The sequence below is a fragment of the Tibeticola sp. genome (genome assembly GCF_022759015.1).
Lineage (GTDB): Bacteria > Pseudomonadota > Gammaproteobacteria > Burkholderiales > Burkholderiaceae_C > Tibeticola > Tibeticola sediminis.
The window spans coordinates 1-14,689 of the sequence record NZ_JAEMQB010000102.1 but is presented as its reverse complement, the minus strand read 5'-3'; the positions used below and the strand labels follow the sequence as shown (position 1 = coordinate 14,689).

The 14,689-nt window shown below is 67.1% G+C and carries 14 protein-coding genes; 9 read left to right on the top strand and 5 right to left on the bottom strand.

The genetic code is table 11. The features are described from left to right. Window positions 1-2,498 (bottom strand): DNA topoisomerase III (locus tag JHC36_RS06505; RefSeq protein ID WP_287917307.1); only part of this gene is annotated, 2,498 nt, incomplete at its 3' end. A gap of 120 nt (window positions 2,499-2,618) precedes the next feature. On the opposite strand from JHC36_RS06505, the gene JHC36_RS06500 reads away from it, so the two are divergent. The 3 genes from JHC36_RS06500 to JHC36_RS06490 are packed head-to-tail and all read left to right on the top strand — an operon-like array spanning window position 2,619 to window position 4,770. Then, window positions 2,619-3,182 carry an SET domain-containing protein gene (locus JHC36_RS06500; RefSeq protein WP_287917305.1) on the top strand — a complete coding sequence of 188 codons (564 nt, stop codon included), beginning with the start codon at window positions 2,619-2,621 and terminating at the stop codon, window positions 3,180-3,182. Beyond that, the gene (locus JHC36_RS06495; RefSeq protein WP_287917302.1) at window positions 3,179-3,994 is read left to right on the top strand and encodes a biotin--[acetyl-CoA-carboxylase] ligase; all 816 of its coding nucleotides are present in this window, start codon (window positions 3,179-3,181) and stop codon (window positions 3,992-3,994) included. Before JHC36_RS06500 ends, JHC36_RS06495 begins: the two co-directional genes overlap by 4 nt. After that, on the top strand, window positions 3,991-4,770 hold the full coding sequence (locus JHC36_RS06490) for an SPOR domain-containing protein (protein ID WP_287917299.1): 780 nt from the start codon (window positions 3,991-3,993) through the stop codon (window positions 4,768-4,770). Before JHC36_RS06495 ends, JHC36_RS06490 begins: the two co-directional genes overlap by 4 nt. A gap of 44 nt (window positions 4,771-4,814) precedes the next feature. Here the strand turns inward: JHC36_RS06490 and JHC36_RS06485 are convergent, their stop codons facing one another. The 3 genes from JHC36_RS06485 to JHC36_RS06475 all read right to left on the bottom strand — a co-directional run bounded on the left by JHC36_RS06485 (window position 4,815) and on the right by JHC36_RS06475 (window position 8,057). Further along, the gene (locus JHC36_RS06485; RefSeq protein ID WP_124223201.1) at window positions 4,815-6,305 is read right to left on the bottom strand and encodes a sensor histidine kinase; all 1,491 of its coding nucleotides are present in this window, start codon (window positions 6,303-6,305) and stop codon (window positions 4,815-4,817) included. A 67-nt stretch (window positions 6,306-6,372) separates the two neighbouring features. Further along, a complete protein-coding gene (locus JHC36_RS06480) occupies window positions 6,373-7,047 on the bottom strand; it encodes a response regulator (RefSeq protein WP_124223199.1) in 675 nt (224 codons plus the stop codon). A 497-nt stretch (window positions 7,048-7,544) separates the two neighbouring features. Then, window positions 7,545-8,057 carry a MarR family winged helix-turn-helix transcriptional regulator gene (locus JHC36_RS06475; RefSeq protein ID WP_124223197.1) on the bottom strand — a complete coding sequence of 171 codons (513 nt, stop codon included), beginning with the start codon at window positions 8,055-8,057 and terminating at the stop codon, window positions 7,545-7,547. A 185-nt stretch (window positions 8,058-8,242) separates the two neighbouring features. On the opposite strand from JHC36_RS06475, the gene recA reads away from it, so the two are divergent. Both recA and recX read left to right on the top strand, forming a co-directional pair. Continuing rightward, the gene (gene recA / locus JHC36_RS06470; RefSeq protein ID WP_124223195.1) at window positions 8,243-9,295 is read left to right on the top strand and encodes a recombinase RecA; all 1,053 of its coding nucleotides are present in this window, start codon (window positions 8,243-8,245) and stop codon (window positions 9,293-9,295) included. 96 nt (window positions 9,296-9,391) lie between these two features. Continuing rightward, window positions 9,392-9,847, top strand: coding sequence for a recombination regulator RecX (recX, locus tag JHC36_RS06465; protein ID WP_287917293.1), 456 nt, complete (start codon window positions 9,392-9,394; stop codon window positions 9,845-9,847). Between the two features lie 16 nt (window positions 9,848-9,863). Here recX and argC read toward each other — a convergent pair whose 3' ends face one another. Next, on the bottom strand, window positions 9,864-10,787 hold the full coding sequence (gene argC, locus JHC36_RS06460) for an N-acetyl-gamma-glutamyl-phosphate reductase (RefSeq protein ID WP_287917291.1): 924 nt from the start codon (window positions 10,785-10,787) through the stop codon (window positions 9,864-9,866). A 173-nt stretch (window positions 10,788-10,960) separates the two neighbouring features. On the opposite strand from argC, the gene sucC reads away from it, so the two are divergent. The 4 genes from sucC to JHC36_RS06440 form a co-directional block, all read left to right on the top strand. After that, window positions 10,961-12,127, top strand: a complete 1,167-nt coding sequence (sucC, locus tag JHC36_RS06455; protein ID WP_124223189.1) for an ADP-forming succinate--CoA ligase subunit beta — start codon at window positions 10,961-10,963, stop codon at window positions 12,125-12,127. Window positions 12,128-12,145: 18 nt separating this feature from the next. Next, window positions 12,146-13,039 (top strand): succinate--CoA ligase subunit alpha, encoded by an 894-nt coding sequence (gene sucD, locus JHC36_RS06450; RefSeq protein ID WP_287917289.1) that lies wholly within the window; start codon window positions 12,146-12,148, stop codon window positions 13,037-13,039. Between the two features lie 248 nt (window positions 13,040-13,287). Next, window positions 13,288-14,061: a Stp1/IreP family PP2C-type Ser/Thr phosphatase gene (locus JHC36_RS06445; RefSeq protein ID WP_287917287.1), complete on the top strand. Its 774-nt coding sequence runs from the start codon at window positions 13,288-13,290 to the stop codon at window positions 14,059-14,061. 67 nt (window positions 14,062-14,128) lie between these two features. Continuing rightward, window positions 14,129-14,689, top strand: a 561-nt coding sequence (locus tag JHC36_RS06440) for an FHA domain-containing protein (RefSeq protein WP_287917285.1), incomplete at its 3' end; no start/stop codon positions are given.

The following is a 14,689-nucleotide window of genomic DNA, read 5'->3' as shown; positions in this document are numbered from 1 at the left end:
GGCCGCCGCGTGCGCATGGAGATGAACTTGTCGAGCAAATCGGTTTTGCCCTGGGTGAGGAGCTTGCGCATTTGCTCGGGCTCGACGGGCTGCTGCAGGATCACGCGGCCGGTTTTGAAGTCGCAGCTCGGCGTGGGCTGCGCGGCCGTGGGCACGGATTTCTCGCAGACGTAGTTGGCACCGTGCTCGTACACCGGTGCGCCGCACTTCGGACAGGGCCCGAGCGGCTCGAACCCCGAGAAGTCGACGATTTCGCCCGTGGCCTCGGCGCTGCGCTCGTCGCCGAAGTCGAATTCGAGCTTCCAGTTGCGCTCCTCCTCGCTGTGTTTGAGCACGATCTCGGCCGTGAAGGGCCAGCCCGCCTTGGAGCGGAAGCCCTCGAGCGGGCCGATGCGTTTGTCGCGCAGCAGTTGCTCGACCTCGGCCACGTCGAAGGTGCGACCGCCCGGCGTCTTGGGGATGGAGAAGCCACAGCCCGCGCCCTGGCCATCGGCGCCGGTGCAGGCGTAGCGGCGGTAGTTTTCCTTCACGATGCCGCCGCAGTTCGGGCAGGGCGTGGCAAGCGTAGCGTAGTCGCCCGGCACGGTGTCGCGGTCGTACTCCTTGGCTTTGCGCACGATGCGCTCGGTCATCTCGGCGATTTCGCGCATGAAGGCCTCGCGCGAGAGCCGCCCGTGCTCCATCTGCGCGAGCTTGTATTCCCACTCACCGGTGAGTTCTGGGCGCGAGAGTTCTTCCACCCCTAGGCCGCGCAGCAGCGTCATGAGCTGAAAGGCCTTGGCCGTGGGCACGAGTTCGCGGCCTTCGCGCAGGAGGTATTTCTCGTTGATCAGCCCTTCGATGATGGCCGCGCGGGTTGCCGGTGTGCCCAGGCCCTTTTCCTGCATGGCTTCGCGCAGTTCCTCGTCGTCGATGAGCTTGCCCGCGCCTTCCATCGCGCCGAGCAGCGTGGCTTCGGTGTAGCGCGCCGGCGGCCGGGTCTTGAGCGCCTTGACTTCGACGGCCTCGGTGCGCACGCGCTCGCCTGGGGCGACGGCCACGAGGTTCTGGCCTTTGTCGCCGTCCTTGGCGTCGGCCACCTCGGCGGCCGCCTCCTTGCCGTAGATGGCGAGCCACCCCGGCTTGACCAGCACCTTGCCTTCGGTGCGGAAGTGGTGCTGCGCGCCGTCGGCTCCATCGACGACCGTGGTGCGCGTGGTCACCTGGTATTCGGCGCTGGGGAAAAACACCGCCATGAAGCGGCGCACGACGAGGTCGTAGAGTTTTTGCTCGGCCTCGGACAGGCCGTGCGGCGCCTGCAAGGTCGGGATGATGGCGAAGTGGTCGCTGACCTTGCTGTTGTCGAACACGCGCTTGATCGGCTTGATGTAGCCCTGCGCGAGCGCGGTGCGCGCATGCGGTGCCAGGTGCGCCATCGGGCTGTCGGCGAGCATGCCGAAGGTCTGCTGCACCACGGGCAAATAGTCCTCGGGCAGGTGGCGCGAGTCGGTTCGCGGGTAGGTCAGCGCCTTGTGCCGCTCGTACAGGCTTTGCGCCAGCGCCAGCGTGGTCTTGGCCGAAAAGCCGAACTTGCCGTTAGCCTCACGCTGCAGACTGGTGAGGTCGAAGAGGCCCGGCGAGGCCTGGGTGGTGGCGCGGCTTTCCTCGCTGACGCTGCCCGTTCGGCCTTGCACCGCAGCGGCAATCGCGCGGGCGCGCGCCTCGTCCCACAGGCGCTCGGGGCGACGCTCGGCATCGTCGGGGTCCTTCTTCCATTCCGGGTCGAACCAGCGGCCGGGGTAAGTGCCGGCCTGCGCGGCGAAGCTCGCGTGCAGCTCCCAATACGGGCGGCTGACGAAGCGGCGGATCTGCTCCTCGCGCTCGACCACCACGGCCAGCGTGGGCGTCTGCACCCGCCCGACGGTGGTGAGGAAGAAGCCGCCGTCGCGCGAGTTGAACGCCGTCATCGCCCGCGTGCCGTTGATGCCCACCAGCCAGTCGGCCTCGGAGCGGCTGCGCGCCGCGTCGGCCAGGCCGCGCATCTGCGCATCGGATCGCAGGTGCGCGAAACCGTCGCGGATGGCGTCGGGCGTCATGCTCTGCAGCCACAGCCGCTCGACCGGCTTGCCCAGGGGCTTGCCGCCGCCCGCGTACTGCTCGATCAGCCGGAAGATCAGCTCCCCCTCGCGCCCCGCGTCGCAGGCGTTGATGAGCCGGCCCACATCCTTGCGCCGCGCCAGACGTACGACGGCGTTGAGGCGCGACTTGGTCTTCTCCACGGGCTTCAGGTCGAAGTGCGGCGGAATCACCGGCAGGTGCGCAAAGCTCCATTTGCCGCGCTTGACGTCGTAAGCCTCGGGCGCCTCGATTTCGACGAGGTGACCGACTGCACTGGTGACGATGTAGCGGTCGTTCTCGAAATAGTCGTCGTGCTTTTCGAACTTCCCGGCCACCGGCGTGAGCGCGCGGACGATGTCCTGCGCCACCGAGGGCTTCTCTGCAATCACGAGGTCTTTCATCTCATTACAATCCGGTTCGCTCGTGCGCGCGGGTGCACGAGCGTGTGTGTCTAGGCGTGCGCGCCCACGCTCATGCGGGCGCGCACCTGTGCTTTTTTCAACATACCAAATTTTTCCGCCGTGGCTAGGGCCAGCGCTCCAAACCCCAAGGACCCGCCCCAACGCGGCCCCCGCCGCCGCATCGTCGTGAGGGCTTCGGGCATCCACGGCAAAGGCGTCTATGCCGCGGTCGATTTACCCGCCGGCACCGACATCCTCGAATACCGGGGCGAGCTGATTTCGTGGGAAGAAGCGCAGGCGCGCCATCCGCACGACCCCGCCGACCCCAACCACACCTTCTTCTTTCACATTGACGACGCGCACGTGATCGACGGGGGACGCGGCGGAAATGCCGCGCGCTGGATCAACCACTCGTGCGAGCCGAACTGCGAAGCCGAGACCCGGGGCACCCGGGTGTTCATCAAAGCGCTGCGTGACATCGCCGCGGGCGAAGAACTGCACTACGACTACGGGCTGGTGATCGACGCGCGCTACACCCCGGCGCTCAAGGCCGCCTTCGCCTGTCGCTGCGGCGCGCCGCAATGCCGCGGCACGATGCTCGCGCCCAAGAAACGCCGCCGCAGCGCCCCCGATCGAGCAGGCCTTGCGCGCGGCGAGGCGTCGCCACCAGGTTCGGCATCATGAAACCCGTGGCCGAGGCCCTGCTGTACGACTGGCCGCTCGAAGACCTGAGAGCCAGCTGCCGCTCGATCGAGCCGGCGCTGACGATCGAGGTGTGGCCCGAGATCGACTCGACCAACAGCGAGCTCATGCGTCGCGCCCGCGCCGGCCACGCTGCGCCCACGCTGCTCGTAGCCGAACGGCAAACGCTCGGTCGCGGGCGCAGTGGCCGCGTCTGGCATGCGGACCCGAAGCGCTCTTTGACCTTCTCCATCGGCCTCACCCCCCCACTGCCGCCCGAGCCCCGGGCCTGGTCAGGCCTGTCGCTGGCGGTCGGCGTCGCCGTGGCCGGCGCGCTGCACCCCGAGGTGGGGCTCAAGTGGCCCAACGACCTGTGGTGGCGCGACCACAAGCTCGGGGGCATCCTCATCGAGACCACTCAGGTCGGGTCGCAGCGTTATGCCGTCGTCGGCATCGGCCTAAACCTCAGGATGCCCCTGCAAGACGCCATCGACCCGCCGGGCGTGGGCATCGATGCCTTGCTGCCGGGCCTCGATGCGCCTGGTCTGTTGCTGCGCGTCGCGCCGGCGGTTCTGGCGGGCCTGCAGCGCTTTGGTCGCGAGGGTCTGGGCGCCTTCCTCGACGACTGGCGTGCGCGCGACGTGCTCGCCGGTCGGGCCGTGCGGCTGAGCGATGGGCGCGTGGGCAAAGCCATCGGCATCGACGCAGACGGGGCGCTGCAAATCGAGCACGCCGGGGGCATCGAGCGCATCGAATCGGCCTCGCTGAGCGTGCGGCCGCTCGACATGGCGTCCCCGCTGGGGCTTTGGCCGTGATCGCCCGGTTTCTGGTCCTTCTGCTGCTGTTGGCCAACGCGGTTTGGTGGGGCTGGAGCCAGGGCTGGCTCGCGCCGCTCGGCTTCGCGCCCGCGCGGGTGAGCGAACCCGAACGCATCGCCCAGCAACAAAACCCCGAGGCGCTGCGCATCGTGCGCGCTGCCCCGGGCGAAGGCGCTTCCGCGCCCGCCGAGCCGGCCGATACCGCGCCCCGCTGCTGGCGCGTGGGCCCGATCGACGCCAGCCAAACCGATGCGCTGCGCGCCGCCCTCGCGCAGCTCGAGGCCAAGACGGCCTGGCGCCTCGACGCCGAGACCCAGCCCGGGCGCTGGATGGTTTACATGGGGCGCTACGCCGACACGGAAACGCTCGCGCGCAAGCAGGCCGAGCTGCGCAAACGCAACGTGCCCTTCGAAGTGCTGCGCGAGCCGGCGCTGGCGCCCGGGCTCTCTTTGGGTGTGCACACGACCGAGGCCGAAGCCCAGGCGGCGCTCGAGCGGCTCAGCGAGCGCGGCGTGCGCACCGCGCGGGTACTGACGTTGCAGCCGCCGCTGACGCGCTATTGGTTGACCCTCAACACCGCCGACGACACCCAGCGCGAACGCCTGCAACGACTCCCCGCCCTCGCCCAACGCACCTGGCAGAACTGTCCGGAAGCGACCGCGCCCGCAGGCGGCAGCAGCGCGGCCCCGGCGCCCGCAGTCGTGGCTTCCGCCGCGGCCTCGAGCACTCCGCCTGCGGCCTCGTCCGCACTGCCCGCTTCAGCCGCCCGCTGAGGCAACGCTGAATCAGTTCCTGGGATGGCGCGCGAGGGACCGGTTCAGCCTTGCGCCAGAGCAAAGCGCACGATGAAGCGCGCGCCCGGGGGTTTCTGACCGGGGCGCGCCGCTTCGACTTCGACGGTGGCCCGGTGTTGGCGGGCGATTTCGCGCACGATCGGCAGGCCCAGGCCGGATCCATCGGTCTGAGTGCCCAGCACCCGGTAAAACGGCTCGAAGATGCGCGCGCGCTCGGTTTCGGGCACGCCCGGCCCGTTGTCCTCCACCTGCAGCACGAGCACCTGGCCGAAGGGATCGGGCAGCAGGCGCACGGTGACGATCCCCGGCTGCTCGGCGCTCGATGGCGTGTAGCGCATGGCGTTGTCGACGAGGTTCGAGACGAGCTCGCGCAGCAGTGTGGGGTTGCCGAGCAGTTGCACGCCGGGCTCACCCGGTTGCGGACCTTCGTAGCCGAGGTCGATGTGGCGCTCGAGCGCCGTGGGGACGGCTTCACGCACTGCATCGATGGTGAGCGCGGCGAGATCGCAGCTTTGCCGCGTCAGGGCCGTCGAGCCGCTCTCCGCGCGCGCCAGCGCCAGCAGTTGATTGACCGTGTGAGTAGCCCGCACACTCGCGCGGCCGATGTGCTCCAGAGACTGTTTGAGCTCCTCGGTGCTCGCACCCTCGCGTCGGGCGAGGTCGGCCTGCATCCGCAGCCCAGCCAGCGGGGTCTTGAGCTGGTGCGCGGCATCGGCGAGGAAGCGCTTTTGCGTCGCCACCGACTCGGTCAGGCGGGTCAGCAAGTCGTTGACCGACTGCACCAGGGGCGCGACTTCGAGCGGCACGGCCTTGTCATCCAGCGGGCTCAGGTCGTCGGGCTTGCGGGCACGGATGCGCTCTTCGAGCCGACTCAGCGGCTTGATGCCGCGCACCAGCGCCATCCAGACGAGCAGCACGGCGATGGGCAGGGTGATGAATTGCGGCAACATCACGCCCTTGATGATCTCGGTCGCGAGGAGTTTGCGCTTTTTGCGGGTCTCGGCGACCTGGATTTGGGCCAGCGGCATCGGGTCGGCGCCCGGGACCGGCGTCCAGAGCGTGGCCACCCGCACGTCGAGTCCGCGCAGCAGGTCGTCGCGCAGGCGCACTTCGCCCGGCAGCGGTGCCGGATGCAAGGGCTCGGCGACGGTCGGCAGGTCGGGCTCGCCGCCCAAGACGCGGCCGTCGGGCGCGAGGATCTGGTAGTAGACGAGGTCGGTGTCGTCGGCCCGCAGGGCGTCGGTCACGGCGTCGGGCGCGCCAAACCGGAGCCCCGCCGGGTCGGGTTGGATCCACTGCGCGAGTTCGTGCGCGTGCAGCACGAGCGCCCGGTCATAGGGCCGGTCGGCAATGTCCTGCGCGACCCACCAGGTGAGCGCGAGCGTCAGTGGCCACAGCAGCAGCAGCGGCGTGAGCATCCAGTCGAGGATTTCGCCAAACAGCGAACGCTGCTCCCGCTGGAACAGCTTGAAGCGCCAGCGGCGCTCCTCGCGGTCCTCTTCAGACAGGGACATCGGCGCTCCCGCGAGGGCACAGGGTCGGCGTCATGGTCGAAGCCCGACGGCGCGCACAGGGAAAGGCTCAGCCTGGCAGTTTTTCAAGGCAATAGCCCAGGCCCCGCACGGTCGCGATGCGGATGGGGCCACGCTCGATCTTCTTGCGCAGGCGGTGGATGTAGACCTCGATCGCGTTGTTGCTGACTTCCTCGCCCCACTCGCACAGGCGCTCGACCAGCTGCTCTTTGCTGACGAGCCGTCCGGCGCGTTGCAACAGCACTTCGAGCAAGCCCAGTTCGCGCGCCGAGAGCTCGACCATCTTTCCGTCGATGGTCGCCACGCGGCCGGCCTGGTCATAGGTGAGCGGCCCGTGCCGAATGATGGAACTGGCCGCGCCCATGCCGCGGCGCACCAGCGCGCGCACGCGGGCTTCGAGTTCCTGCAGGCTGAACGGCTTGGCCATGTAGTCGTCCGCGCCGAGGTCCAGCCCCTTGACGCGCTCCTCGACGCTGTCGGCCGCCGTGAGGATCAGCACCGGCAGCGTCGCCCCGCGCGCCCGCAGGCGTCGCAGCACCTCGAAACCGTGCAGGCGCGGCAGTCCCAGGTCCAGGATCAAAAGGTCGAACTCGGTGTTGGTCATCAGCGCGGCATCGGCCTGCGCGCCATCGGCCACATGGTCGACCGCTGCGCCCGAGGCGCGCAGGGTGCGCAACAGCCCATCGGCGAGCACCTGGTCATCTTCGGCAATCAGGATCCGCATCTTGTCTCCTCTCTGGCTGCGCTCGGCAGATTCTAGGACGGCCACGCCCGAAGCCGGATGCGCGGCGCGCAAGCGGGTGGTTCAGCCTAAATCCGGCAGTTGGGCGCGCCCGGGCGGGTCGTCATCGGGCGCGCGGGCAAGGCGCAAACCACAGCCATGGCGGGTGCCATGGCGAGGATTTGCAACGCCGCCCCCGCGCCCGAGGGCGACACGAACGGGTGCGCAGCGCTCACCCAAACGGTGAATAGCCTCCGCACTGCAAATTGTTGAAACATCAACACCTTGCATTCAGCTCAAAGCGGTCAACTGCCGGATTTAGGGCAACGCTGAATAAGTCCCCGTGATGGCGCGCGCCCGGCTGCGGGATGGGATGCGAGGCGCAAACCACAGCCATAGCCGAAGCTATGGCGAGGATTTGCAACGACGCAGCCCGCCCGCAGCCGGGATGCGCGACGCGCGAGGGACTTGTTCAGCGTTGCCTTAGGCTCAGCGTGACTTCAGCCACTCGCGTAGGCCTCGAGCCCCAGCGCGACGACGGTGGCGACTTCATCGCCCACCGCGGCGCGAAACTCGGCCTCGGCCTGGGCGACGGCCACGCGGAAGGCCTCGAGCCAGGCCAGCCCGTCGGCGGTGAACACCACGCGGCGCGCCCGCGCGTCCCGTTCGTCGGGTTCGCGACGCACCAAACCCCAAGCCTCGCACTGGTCCACCAGGTCGGCCATGGCCTGCTTGCTCATACCCGCGGCCCGCGCCAGGTCGGTCAGCCGCGCGCCTTCGATCGGCAAATGCCGCGTGATGTGGATGTGCGCCGCACCGACCTTGTCGCGCGCCGCCAGGTTGGCCAGCGCCAGCGGCACCTCGGCACTGGCGGCCATCAGGGAGAGCACACGCGCGTCGAAGCGCCGCAAGGCTTCGCCCATGAGGCGGCCCAGATGCGTCTGGCGCCAGGCCAGCCCCGCGGGTCTGAGCGCGGGCGCGCAGTCGTCGGGCAGGAGCGGAGTGGGCGGCATCACGAGGCTGGGGGAATGGAATCCGGCAGCGCCATCGGCACCCGACCGAAGCCGGACCGGATCATGGTCAGGCAAACTGATTAATTTTGTAGTGTACGCGGCTTTATTCTGCGGCTAAAGTACTGTTCACGCATCCAGTTGTTCTGGCTCTGTCCCCGATCTTTAACCGACTTCCAGGAGTTTCCATGGACCCCATCGCCAAAACCCCGACCCCCGCCCAAACCGAAAAGGCCAAAGCCCTGCAAATGGCGCTGGCGCAGATCGAAAAGCAGTTCGGCAAGGGCACGATCATGCGGCTCGGTGAAGGCGAAGTCATCGAAGACATCCAAGTGGTGTCCACCGGCTCGCTGGGGCTGGACATCGCGCTGGGCGTGGGCGGCCTGCCGCGCGGGCGCGTCATCGAGATTTACGGCCCCGAGTCCTCGGGCAAGACGACGCTGACGCTGCAGGTGATTGCCGAGATGCAAAAGCAGGGCGGCACTTGCGCCTTCGTCGATGCCGAGCATGCGCTCGACATCCAGTACGCGCAAAAGCTCGGCGTGAATCTGCAGGACTTGCTGATCTCCCAGCCCGACACCGGCGAGCAAGCGCTGGAGATCGTCGACAGCCTGGTGCGCTCCGGCGCGGTGGACCTGATCGTGGTGGACTCGGTGGCCGCGCTCACGCCCAAGGCCGAGCTCGAGGGCGACATGGGCGACGCGCTGCCGGGGCTGCAGGCGCGGCTCATGAGCCAAGCCCTGCGCAAGCTCACGGCGCACATCAAAAAGACCAACTGCATGGTCATCTTCATCAATCAGATCCGTATGAAGATCGGCGTGATGTTTGGCAGCCCCGAAACCACCACGGGCGGCAATGCGCTCAAGTTCTACGCCTCCGTTCGGCTCGACATCCGCCGCACCGGCACCATCAAGAAGGGCGAGGACTCGATCGGCAACGAAACCAAGGTGAAGGTTGTGAAGAACAAGGTCTCGCCGCCGTTCAAAACCGCCGAGTTCGACATCCTCTTCGGCGAAGGCATCAGCCGCGAGGGCGAGATCATCGACATGGGCGTCAACGCGCGCATCATCGAAAAATCCGGCGCCTGGTACGCCTACAACGGCGAGAAGATCGGCCAAGGCCGCGACAACGCGCGTGAGTTTTTGCGTGAAAACCCCGGCCTCGCACGCGAGATCGAGAACAAAGTCCGCGCGTCGCTGGGCATCCCCTTGCTGCCCGCTGTCGAGGAAGCTGCCGCCTAAGAATCAGTTCCTGAGAAGGCGCGCGCCCGAACGGTGTTTTGGAGTGAAAATCGCAGTATGCCGGCGTGAAACGGTCGGTTGTTGCTCTTCTTTTTGATGCACCCGCCATCCCTCAAAGCCCGAGCCCTGCAGTTGCTTGCCCGTCGTGAGCACGGACGGGTCGAGCTCGAGCGCAAGCTCGCGCCCCACGCCGAAGACGCTGAGGAGATTCGCCGCGTGCTCGACGAGTTGCAGGACAAAGGCTACCTGGACGACCGGCGCTTCGCCGACTCCTGGGTTCATCGCCGCGGCGCCCGCCTCGGGCCGGCGCGGCTGCAGCAAGAGCTGCGCGACAAAGGCCTCACCGCTGACGCCATCGCCGAAACCCTAGCCCCCCTGCGGACGCTCGAGCCCGAGCACGCCCGCGCGGTCTGGGAGCGCCGCTTCGGCCGCGCGCCCCAGGATGCGGCCGAGCGCGCGCGTCAAATGCGCTTCCTCGCGGCCCGCGGCTTCAGCGCCGAGATCATCCGCAAGGTCGTGCCCAAGACTTCCGGGGAACACGACGTCGAGTGACGCGTCAACGACGGCCTCAAAGGCCGAGCATCAAGCGCAGGTTCTGCACCGCAGCGCCGCTCGCACCTTTGCCGAGGTTGTCGAGCCGCGCCACGAGCACCGCCTGAGCCAAGGCGTCATCGCCGAACACCCGCAGCTCCATGATGTCGCTGCCCGCAAGCGCGACGGCATCGAGCTTGCCATCGGCACCGGCGGGCTCGACGCGCACCGTCCCGCCCCAAGCGGCCGTCGGCGCGTAATGCGCCCGCAAGGCAGCCTCGAGGTCCGCCACCCGCGGCCGCGCCGGCAAGGAGTCGAGATGCAAAGGCAGTTCGACCAGCATGCCCTGCGGGAAATTCGCCACCGACGGGACGAACAAGGGACGGCGCGCAAGGCCCGTGTACCGCATGATCTCGGGCAGATGTTTGTGCCGCAGCCCGAGCGCATAGAGCTCAAACGGCGCCGCCGAGCCTGCTTCATAGGCTTCGATCATCGATCGACCGCCGCCGCTGTAACCGCTGACCGCCGGCAAAGCCAGCGGATGATCGGGCGGCACGAGTCCGGCATCGACCAGCGGACGGATCAGCGCGATCGCCCCCGTCGCGTAGCAGCCCGGATTGGCCACGCGCTCGGCTCGCGCAATCGCCTCGCGCTGGCCGGCGCAGAGTTCGGGAAAACCGTAAACCCAACCCGGCTCCGTGCGGTGCGCCGTCGAGGCGTCGATGATGCGCGGGCGCCGGCTGCCGATCGCCTCGATCAGCTCGACCGAGGCACGCGCGGCGTCGTCGTGCAGGCACAGCACGACCAGATCCGCCTCGGCCATGAGCGCCTGCTTGGCTTCGTTGTCCTTGCGCCGGCTCGGGTCGATCTGCAACAACTCGACTCCCGGCACCGACTGCAGCCGCTCACGAATCTGCAAGCCCGTCGTGCCTGCCTCGCCATCGATGAAAACTTTCGCCATGGGCTGGTCCTTTGCAGTGCGTTGCCCTGGCCATTATGCCCGCGGCCCCGGCGCAGGCCACGCTGATGATGCAGTGCAGCATGCTACAGTTCGCCCCGGCGACGTCCCGCTCAGCGATGACCTCGGTGTGTTCCTCGGGCGGCGACGATTCCTCCACCCCCTGAGAGAGACCCATGAAAATACACGAGTACCAAGGCAAGGAAATCTTGCGCAAGTTCGGCGTGCCGGTTCCCCGTGGCATCCCGGCATTCACGGTGCAAGAGGCGGTCGAAGCCGCCCAGAAACTCGGCGGCCCCGTCTGGGTCGTCAAAGCGCAGATCCACGCCGGCGGACGTGGCAAGGGCGGTGGCGTCAAAGTCGCCAAGTCCATCGACGATGTGCGTCGACTTGCCGGGGAGATCCTCGGCATGCGGCTGGTCACGCACCAGACCGGGCCAGAAGGCCAGATCGTCCGACGCCTCTACATCGAAGAAGGCGCCGACATCCAGAAGGAATACTACGTCTCGGTGCTGACCGACCGGGCCACACAGAAAGTCGCGTTCATCGCCTCGAGCGAAGGCGGCATGGACATCGAAGAAGTCGCCCGCGTCTCGCCCGAGAAAATCATCAAGGTCTTCGTCGACCCCATCATCGGGCTCACCACCGAGCAAGCGCAGGCGGTCGCCAGCGGCATCGGCCTGCCTGAAGCCTCTGTGGCGCAAGCCGTCGACCTGTTCCAGAAGCTCTACACCTGCTACATGGAAACCGACGCGTCGCTGCTCGAAATCAACCCGCTCAACCGCGACAGCAAGAATCAGCTGATCGCGCTCGACGCCAAATTCAACTTCGACGACAACGCCCTGTTCCGGCATCCCGAGATCGTCGCGCTGCGCGACCTCGACGAGGAAGACCCGGCCGAGGTCGAAGCCAGCAAGTACGACCTCGCCTACATCAGCCTCGACGGCAACATTGGCTGCCTCGTCAACGGCGCGGGCCTCGCGATGGCCACGATGGACACCATCAAACTCTTCGGCGGCGAGCCCGCCAACTTCCTCGACGTCGGGGGCGGCGCCACGCCCGAAAAGGTGACCGAGGCCTTCAAGATCATGCTGCGCAACCCCAAGGTCAAGGCGATCCTCGTCAACATCTTCGGCGGCATCATGCGTTGCGACACCATTGCCACCGGCGTCATCACCGCCTGCAAGGCGGTCAACCTCAGCGTACCACTGGTCGTGCGCATGAAGGGCACCAACGAAGACCTCGGCAAGAAAATGCTCGCTGAATCGGGCCTGCCGATCATCAGTGCCGACACGATGGCCGAGGCGGCCCAAAAAGTGGTCGCCGCCGTCAACGCCGCCTGAGCCCGAGAGGAACCCAACATGTCCATCCTGATCAACAAAGACACCAAAGTCATCACCCAGGGCATCACCGGCAAGACCGGGCAGTTCCACACCGAAAAGTGCCTGGAATACGCCAACGGCCGTAACTGCTTCGTCGCCGGCGTCAATCCGAAAAAGGCCGGTGAGAAGATCTTCGACATTCCGATCTACGCGTCCGTGAAGGAGGCCGCCGCCGACACCGGTGCGACCGTCTCCGTGATCTACGTGCCGCCCGCCGGTGCCGCCGACGCCATCTGGGAAGCCGTCGAAGCCGACCTCGACCTCGTGATCTGCATCACCGAGGGCATTCCCGTGCGCGACATGCTCATGGTGCGCAACAAGATGAAGCACAAGGTCGCCGCTGGTGGCAAGGAAACGCTGCTGCTCGGCCCGAACTGCCCCGGACTCATCACGCCCGATGAAATCAAGATCGGCATCATGCCGGGCCATATCCACCGCAAAGGCCGCATCGGTGTCGTCTCGCGTTCGGGCACGCTCACCTACGAGGCGGTGGCGCAATTGACCGACCTGGGCCTGGGGCAATCGAGTGCGGTTGGCATCGGGGGCGACCCGATCAACGGCCTCAAGCACATCGACGTCATGAAGATGTTCAACGACGATCCCGACACCGACGCCGTGATCATGATCGGCGAGATCGGCGGCCCCGATGAGGCCGAGGCTGCCCGCTGGTGCAAAGAGCACTTCAAAAAACCCGTGGTCGGCTTCATTGCGGGCGTGACCGCCCCACCCGGAAAGCGCATGGGCCACGCCGGCGCGCTGATTTCGGGCGGCGAAGATACGGCCGAAGCCAAGCTCGCGATCATGGAAGCCTGTGGCTTCAAGGTCACGCGCAACCCGTCCGAAATGGGCAAACTCCTCAAGTCCCTGCTTTGAGCGCGTGACAAGGTCCAAAAAAAGGGCTCCCCTGAGGAGCCCGTTTTTTTGCGCGCGAAACCGGCGTTTGCGCGGGAATAGTGGACAAAACGGCCCGATTGCGCTCAAGGTTCAAGCGCAACGGCCGTTAATATCCTCATCCACAAAAACAAACGTGCCTCGCCGGGTTCGCGCCTTGGGGCGGCACGAGTCCTGGAGGAGGCGGTCCATGCACCGAAACCTGGCCCACCCGAAGTCCGCGGCCTGCCATGCGCTATGAATTCGATGGATTGACCGACGTCGGGCGCGTCCGTGCCAACAACGAGGACTCCATCCGCTACGACGGCGCGGCAGGCGTCGCCGTGCTCGCCGACGGCATGGGCGGCTACAACGCCGGCGAGGTCGCCGCGGACATGGCCACCTCGATCATCCTCGCCGACCTCCAGCAGTGCGCACGTTCGCCGGGCGAAGCCGCACCCCCCGCGCGCGAAGCCCTGCAAAACGCCATCGCGCGAGCCAACCTGGAAATCTTCCAATCGGCCGAGCGGGAGGTCGCCCACGCCGGCATGGGAACCACCGTCATCGCTGCCTGGTTTCGCGGGCCCAAACTCTGGCTGGGCCATGTCGGCGATTCGCGCTGCTATCGTTGGCGCCGCCATCAACTGGTCCAGATCACCCGTGATCACTCCTTGTTGCAGGAGCAGCTCGATGCTGGCCTGATCTCCCCGGAGGAAGCCGCAGTCGCCGACTATCGCAACCTCGTCACCCGCGCGCTCGGCGTGGGCCCCGAGGTCGAAATCGATATCGCCGAGCACCCCGTCGAAGCGGGCGACCTGTATCTGTTGTGCTCCGATGGCTTGACCGACATGTTGACCGACATGGAGATCGCCCAGATGTTTCGCGCCGGTGCCGAACTGTCGCATTTGGCGCACAAACTCGTCGCAGCCGCCAACGCCCGTGGCGGGCGCGACAACATTTCCGTTATGCTGGTGCGCGCTCGCGCCGAACGACCGCCCCAGGGTCTCGTCGCGCACTTGCGGTAGTACTCCCTCGTCCGCAACCCAACTCCGCGTTGCTTCGCACCCAGAATTTGTGAGAGGAGCCTCGGCCATGCCGAAACTGATCATTTCGATCGACGGCGTCGTGATCAAAGAAGCCGAATTGACCGGCGAGCGCACCACGCTCGGCCGCCGCCCGTACAACGACATCGTGATCGACAACCTCGCCGTCAGCGGTGAACATGCCGTGCTCTACCTGAACGGAGCCGAAGTCTTCATCGAAGACCTCAACAGCACCAACGGCACCTACGTCAACGGCAAGGCGATCAAGCACCAGCTGCTGCAAAACAACGACATCATCGAGGTCGGGAAGTACAAGATCCGTTTCCAGGCAGACCCCGTCGGGGTCGCCGCGGCAGCTCCGCCCAGCCCAGCCCCCCACGCCGCGCCCATGGGGTCGGCGACGGTACCATCTGCCGCAAGCGCTCCAGCATCGGCTCCGGTCGCGCCCGCGGGCGCCGTGGTACGGCTGCTCAACGGTGCTGCCGCCGGCCGCGAGGTCCCACTGGGCAAGGTCGTGACCACCATCGGCAAACCCGGAGTGGCGGTGGCAGCCATCACGCGCCGCGCCCAAGGGTTCATGCTCAGCCACGTCGATGGAACCCAGCCCCCG

Excerpts from the sequence above, each read along its gene's own strand:
- JHC36_RS06495 (WP_287917302.1), top strand. The coding sequence starts at position 3,179 with ATGAAACCCGTGGCCGAGGCCCTGCTGTACGACTGGCCGCTCGAAGAC.
- JHC36_RS06485 (WP_124223201.1), bottom strand. The coding sequence starts at position 6,305 with ATGTCCCTGTCTGAAGAGGACCGCGAGGAGCGCCGCTGGCGCTTCAAG.
- JHC36_RS06480 (WP_124223199.1), bottom strand. The coding sequence starts at position 7,047 with ATGCGGATCCTGATTGCCGAAGATGACCAGGTGCTCGCCGATGGGCTG.
- JHC36_RS06475 (WP_124223197.1), bottom strand. The coding sequence starts at position 8,057 with ATGCCGCCCACTCCGCTCCTGCCCGACGACTGCGCGCCCGCGCTCAGA.
- recA (WP_124223195.1), top strand. The coding sequence starts at position 8,243 with ATGGACCCCATCGCCAAAACCCCGACCCCCGCCCAAACCGAAAAGGCC.
- recX (WP_287917293.1), top strand. The coding sequence starts at position 9,392 with ATGCACCCGCCATCCCTCAAAGCCCGAGCCCTGCAGTTGCTTGCCCGT.
- argC (WP_287917291.1), bottom strand. The coding sequence starts at position 10,787 with ATGGCGAAAGTTTTCATCGATGGCGAGGCAGGCACGACGGGCTTGCAG.
- sucC (WP_124223189.1), top strand. The coding sequence starts at position 10,961 with ATGAAAATACACGAGTACCAAGGCAAGGAAATCTTGCGCAAGTTCGGC.
- sucD (WP_287917289.1), top strand. The coding sequence starts at position 12,146 with ATGTCCATCCTGATCAACAAAGACACCAAAGTCATCACCCAGGGCATC.
- JHC36_RS06445 (WP_287917287.1), top strand. The coding sequence starts at position 13,288 with ATGCGCTATGAATTCGATGGATTGACCGACGTCGGGCGCGTCCGTGCC.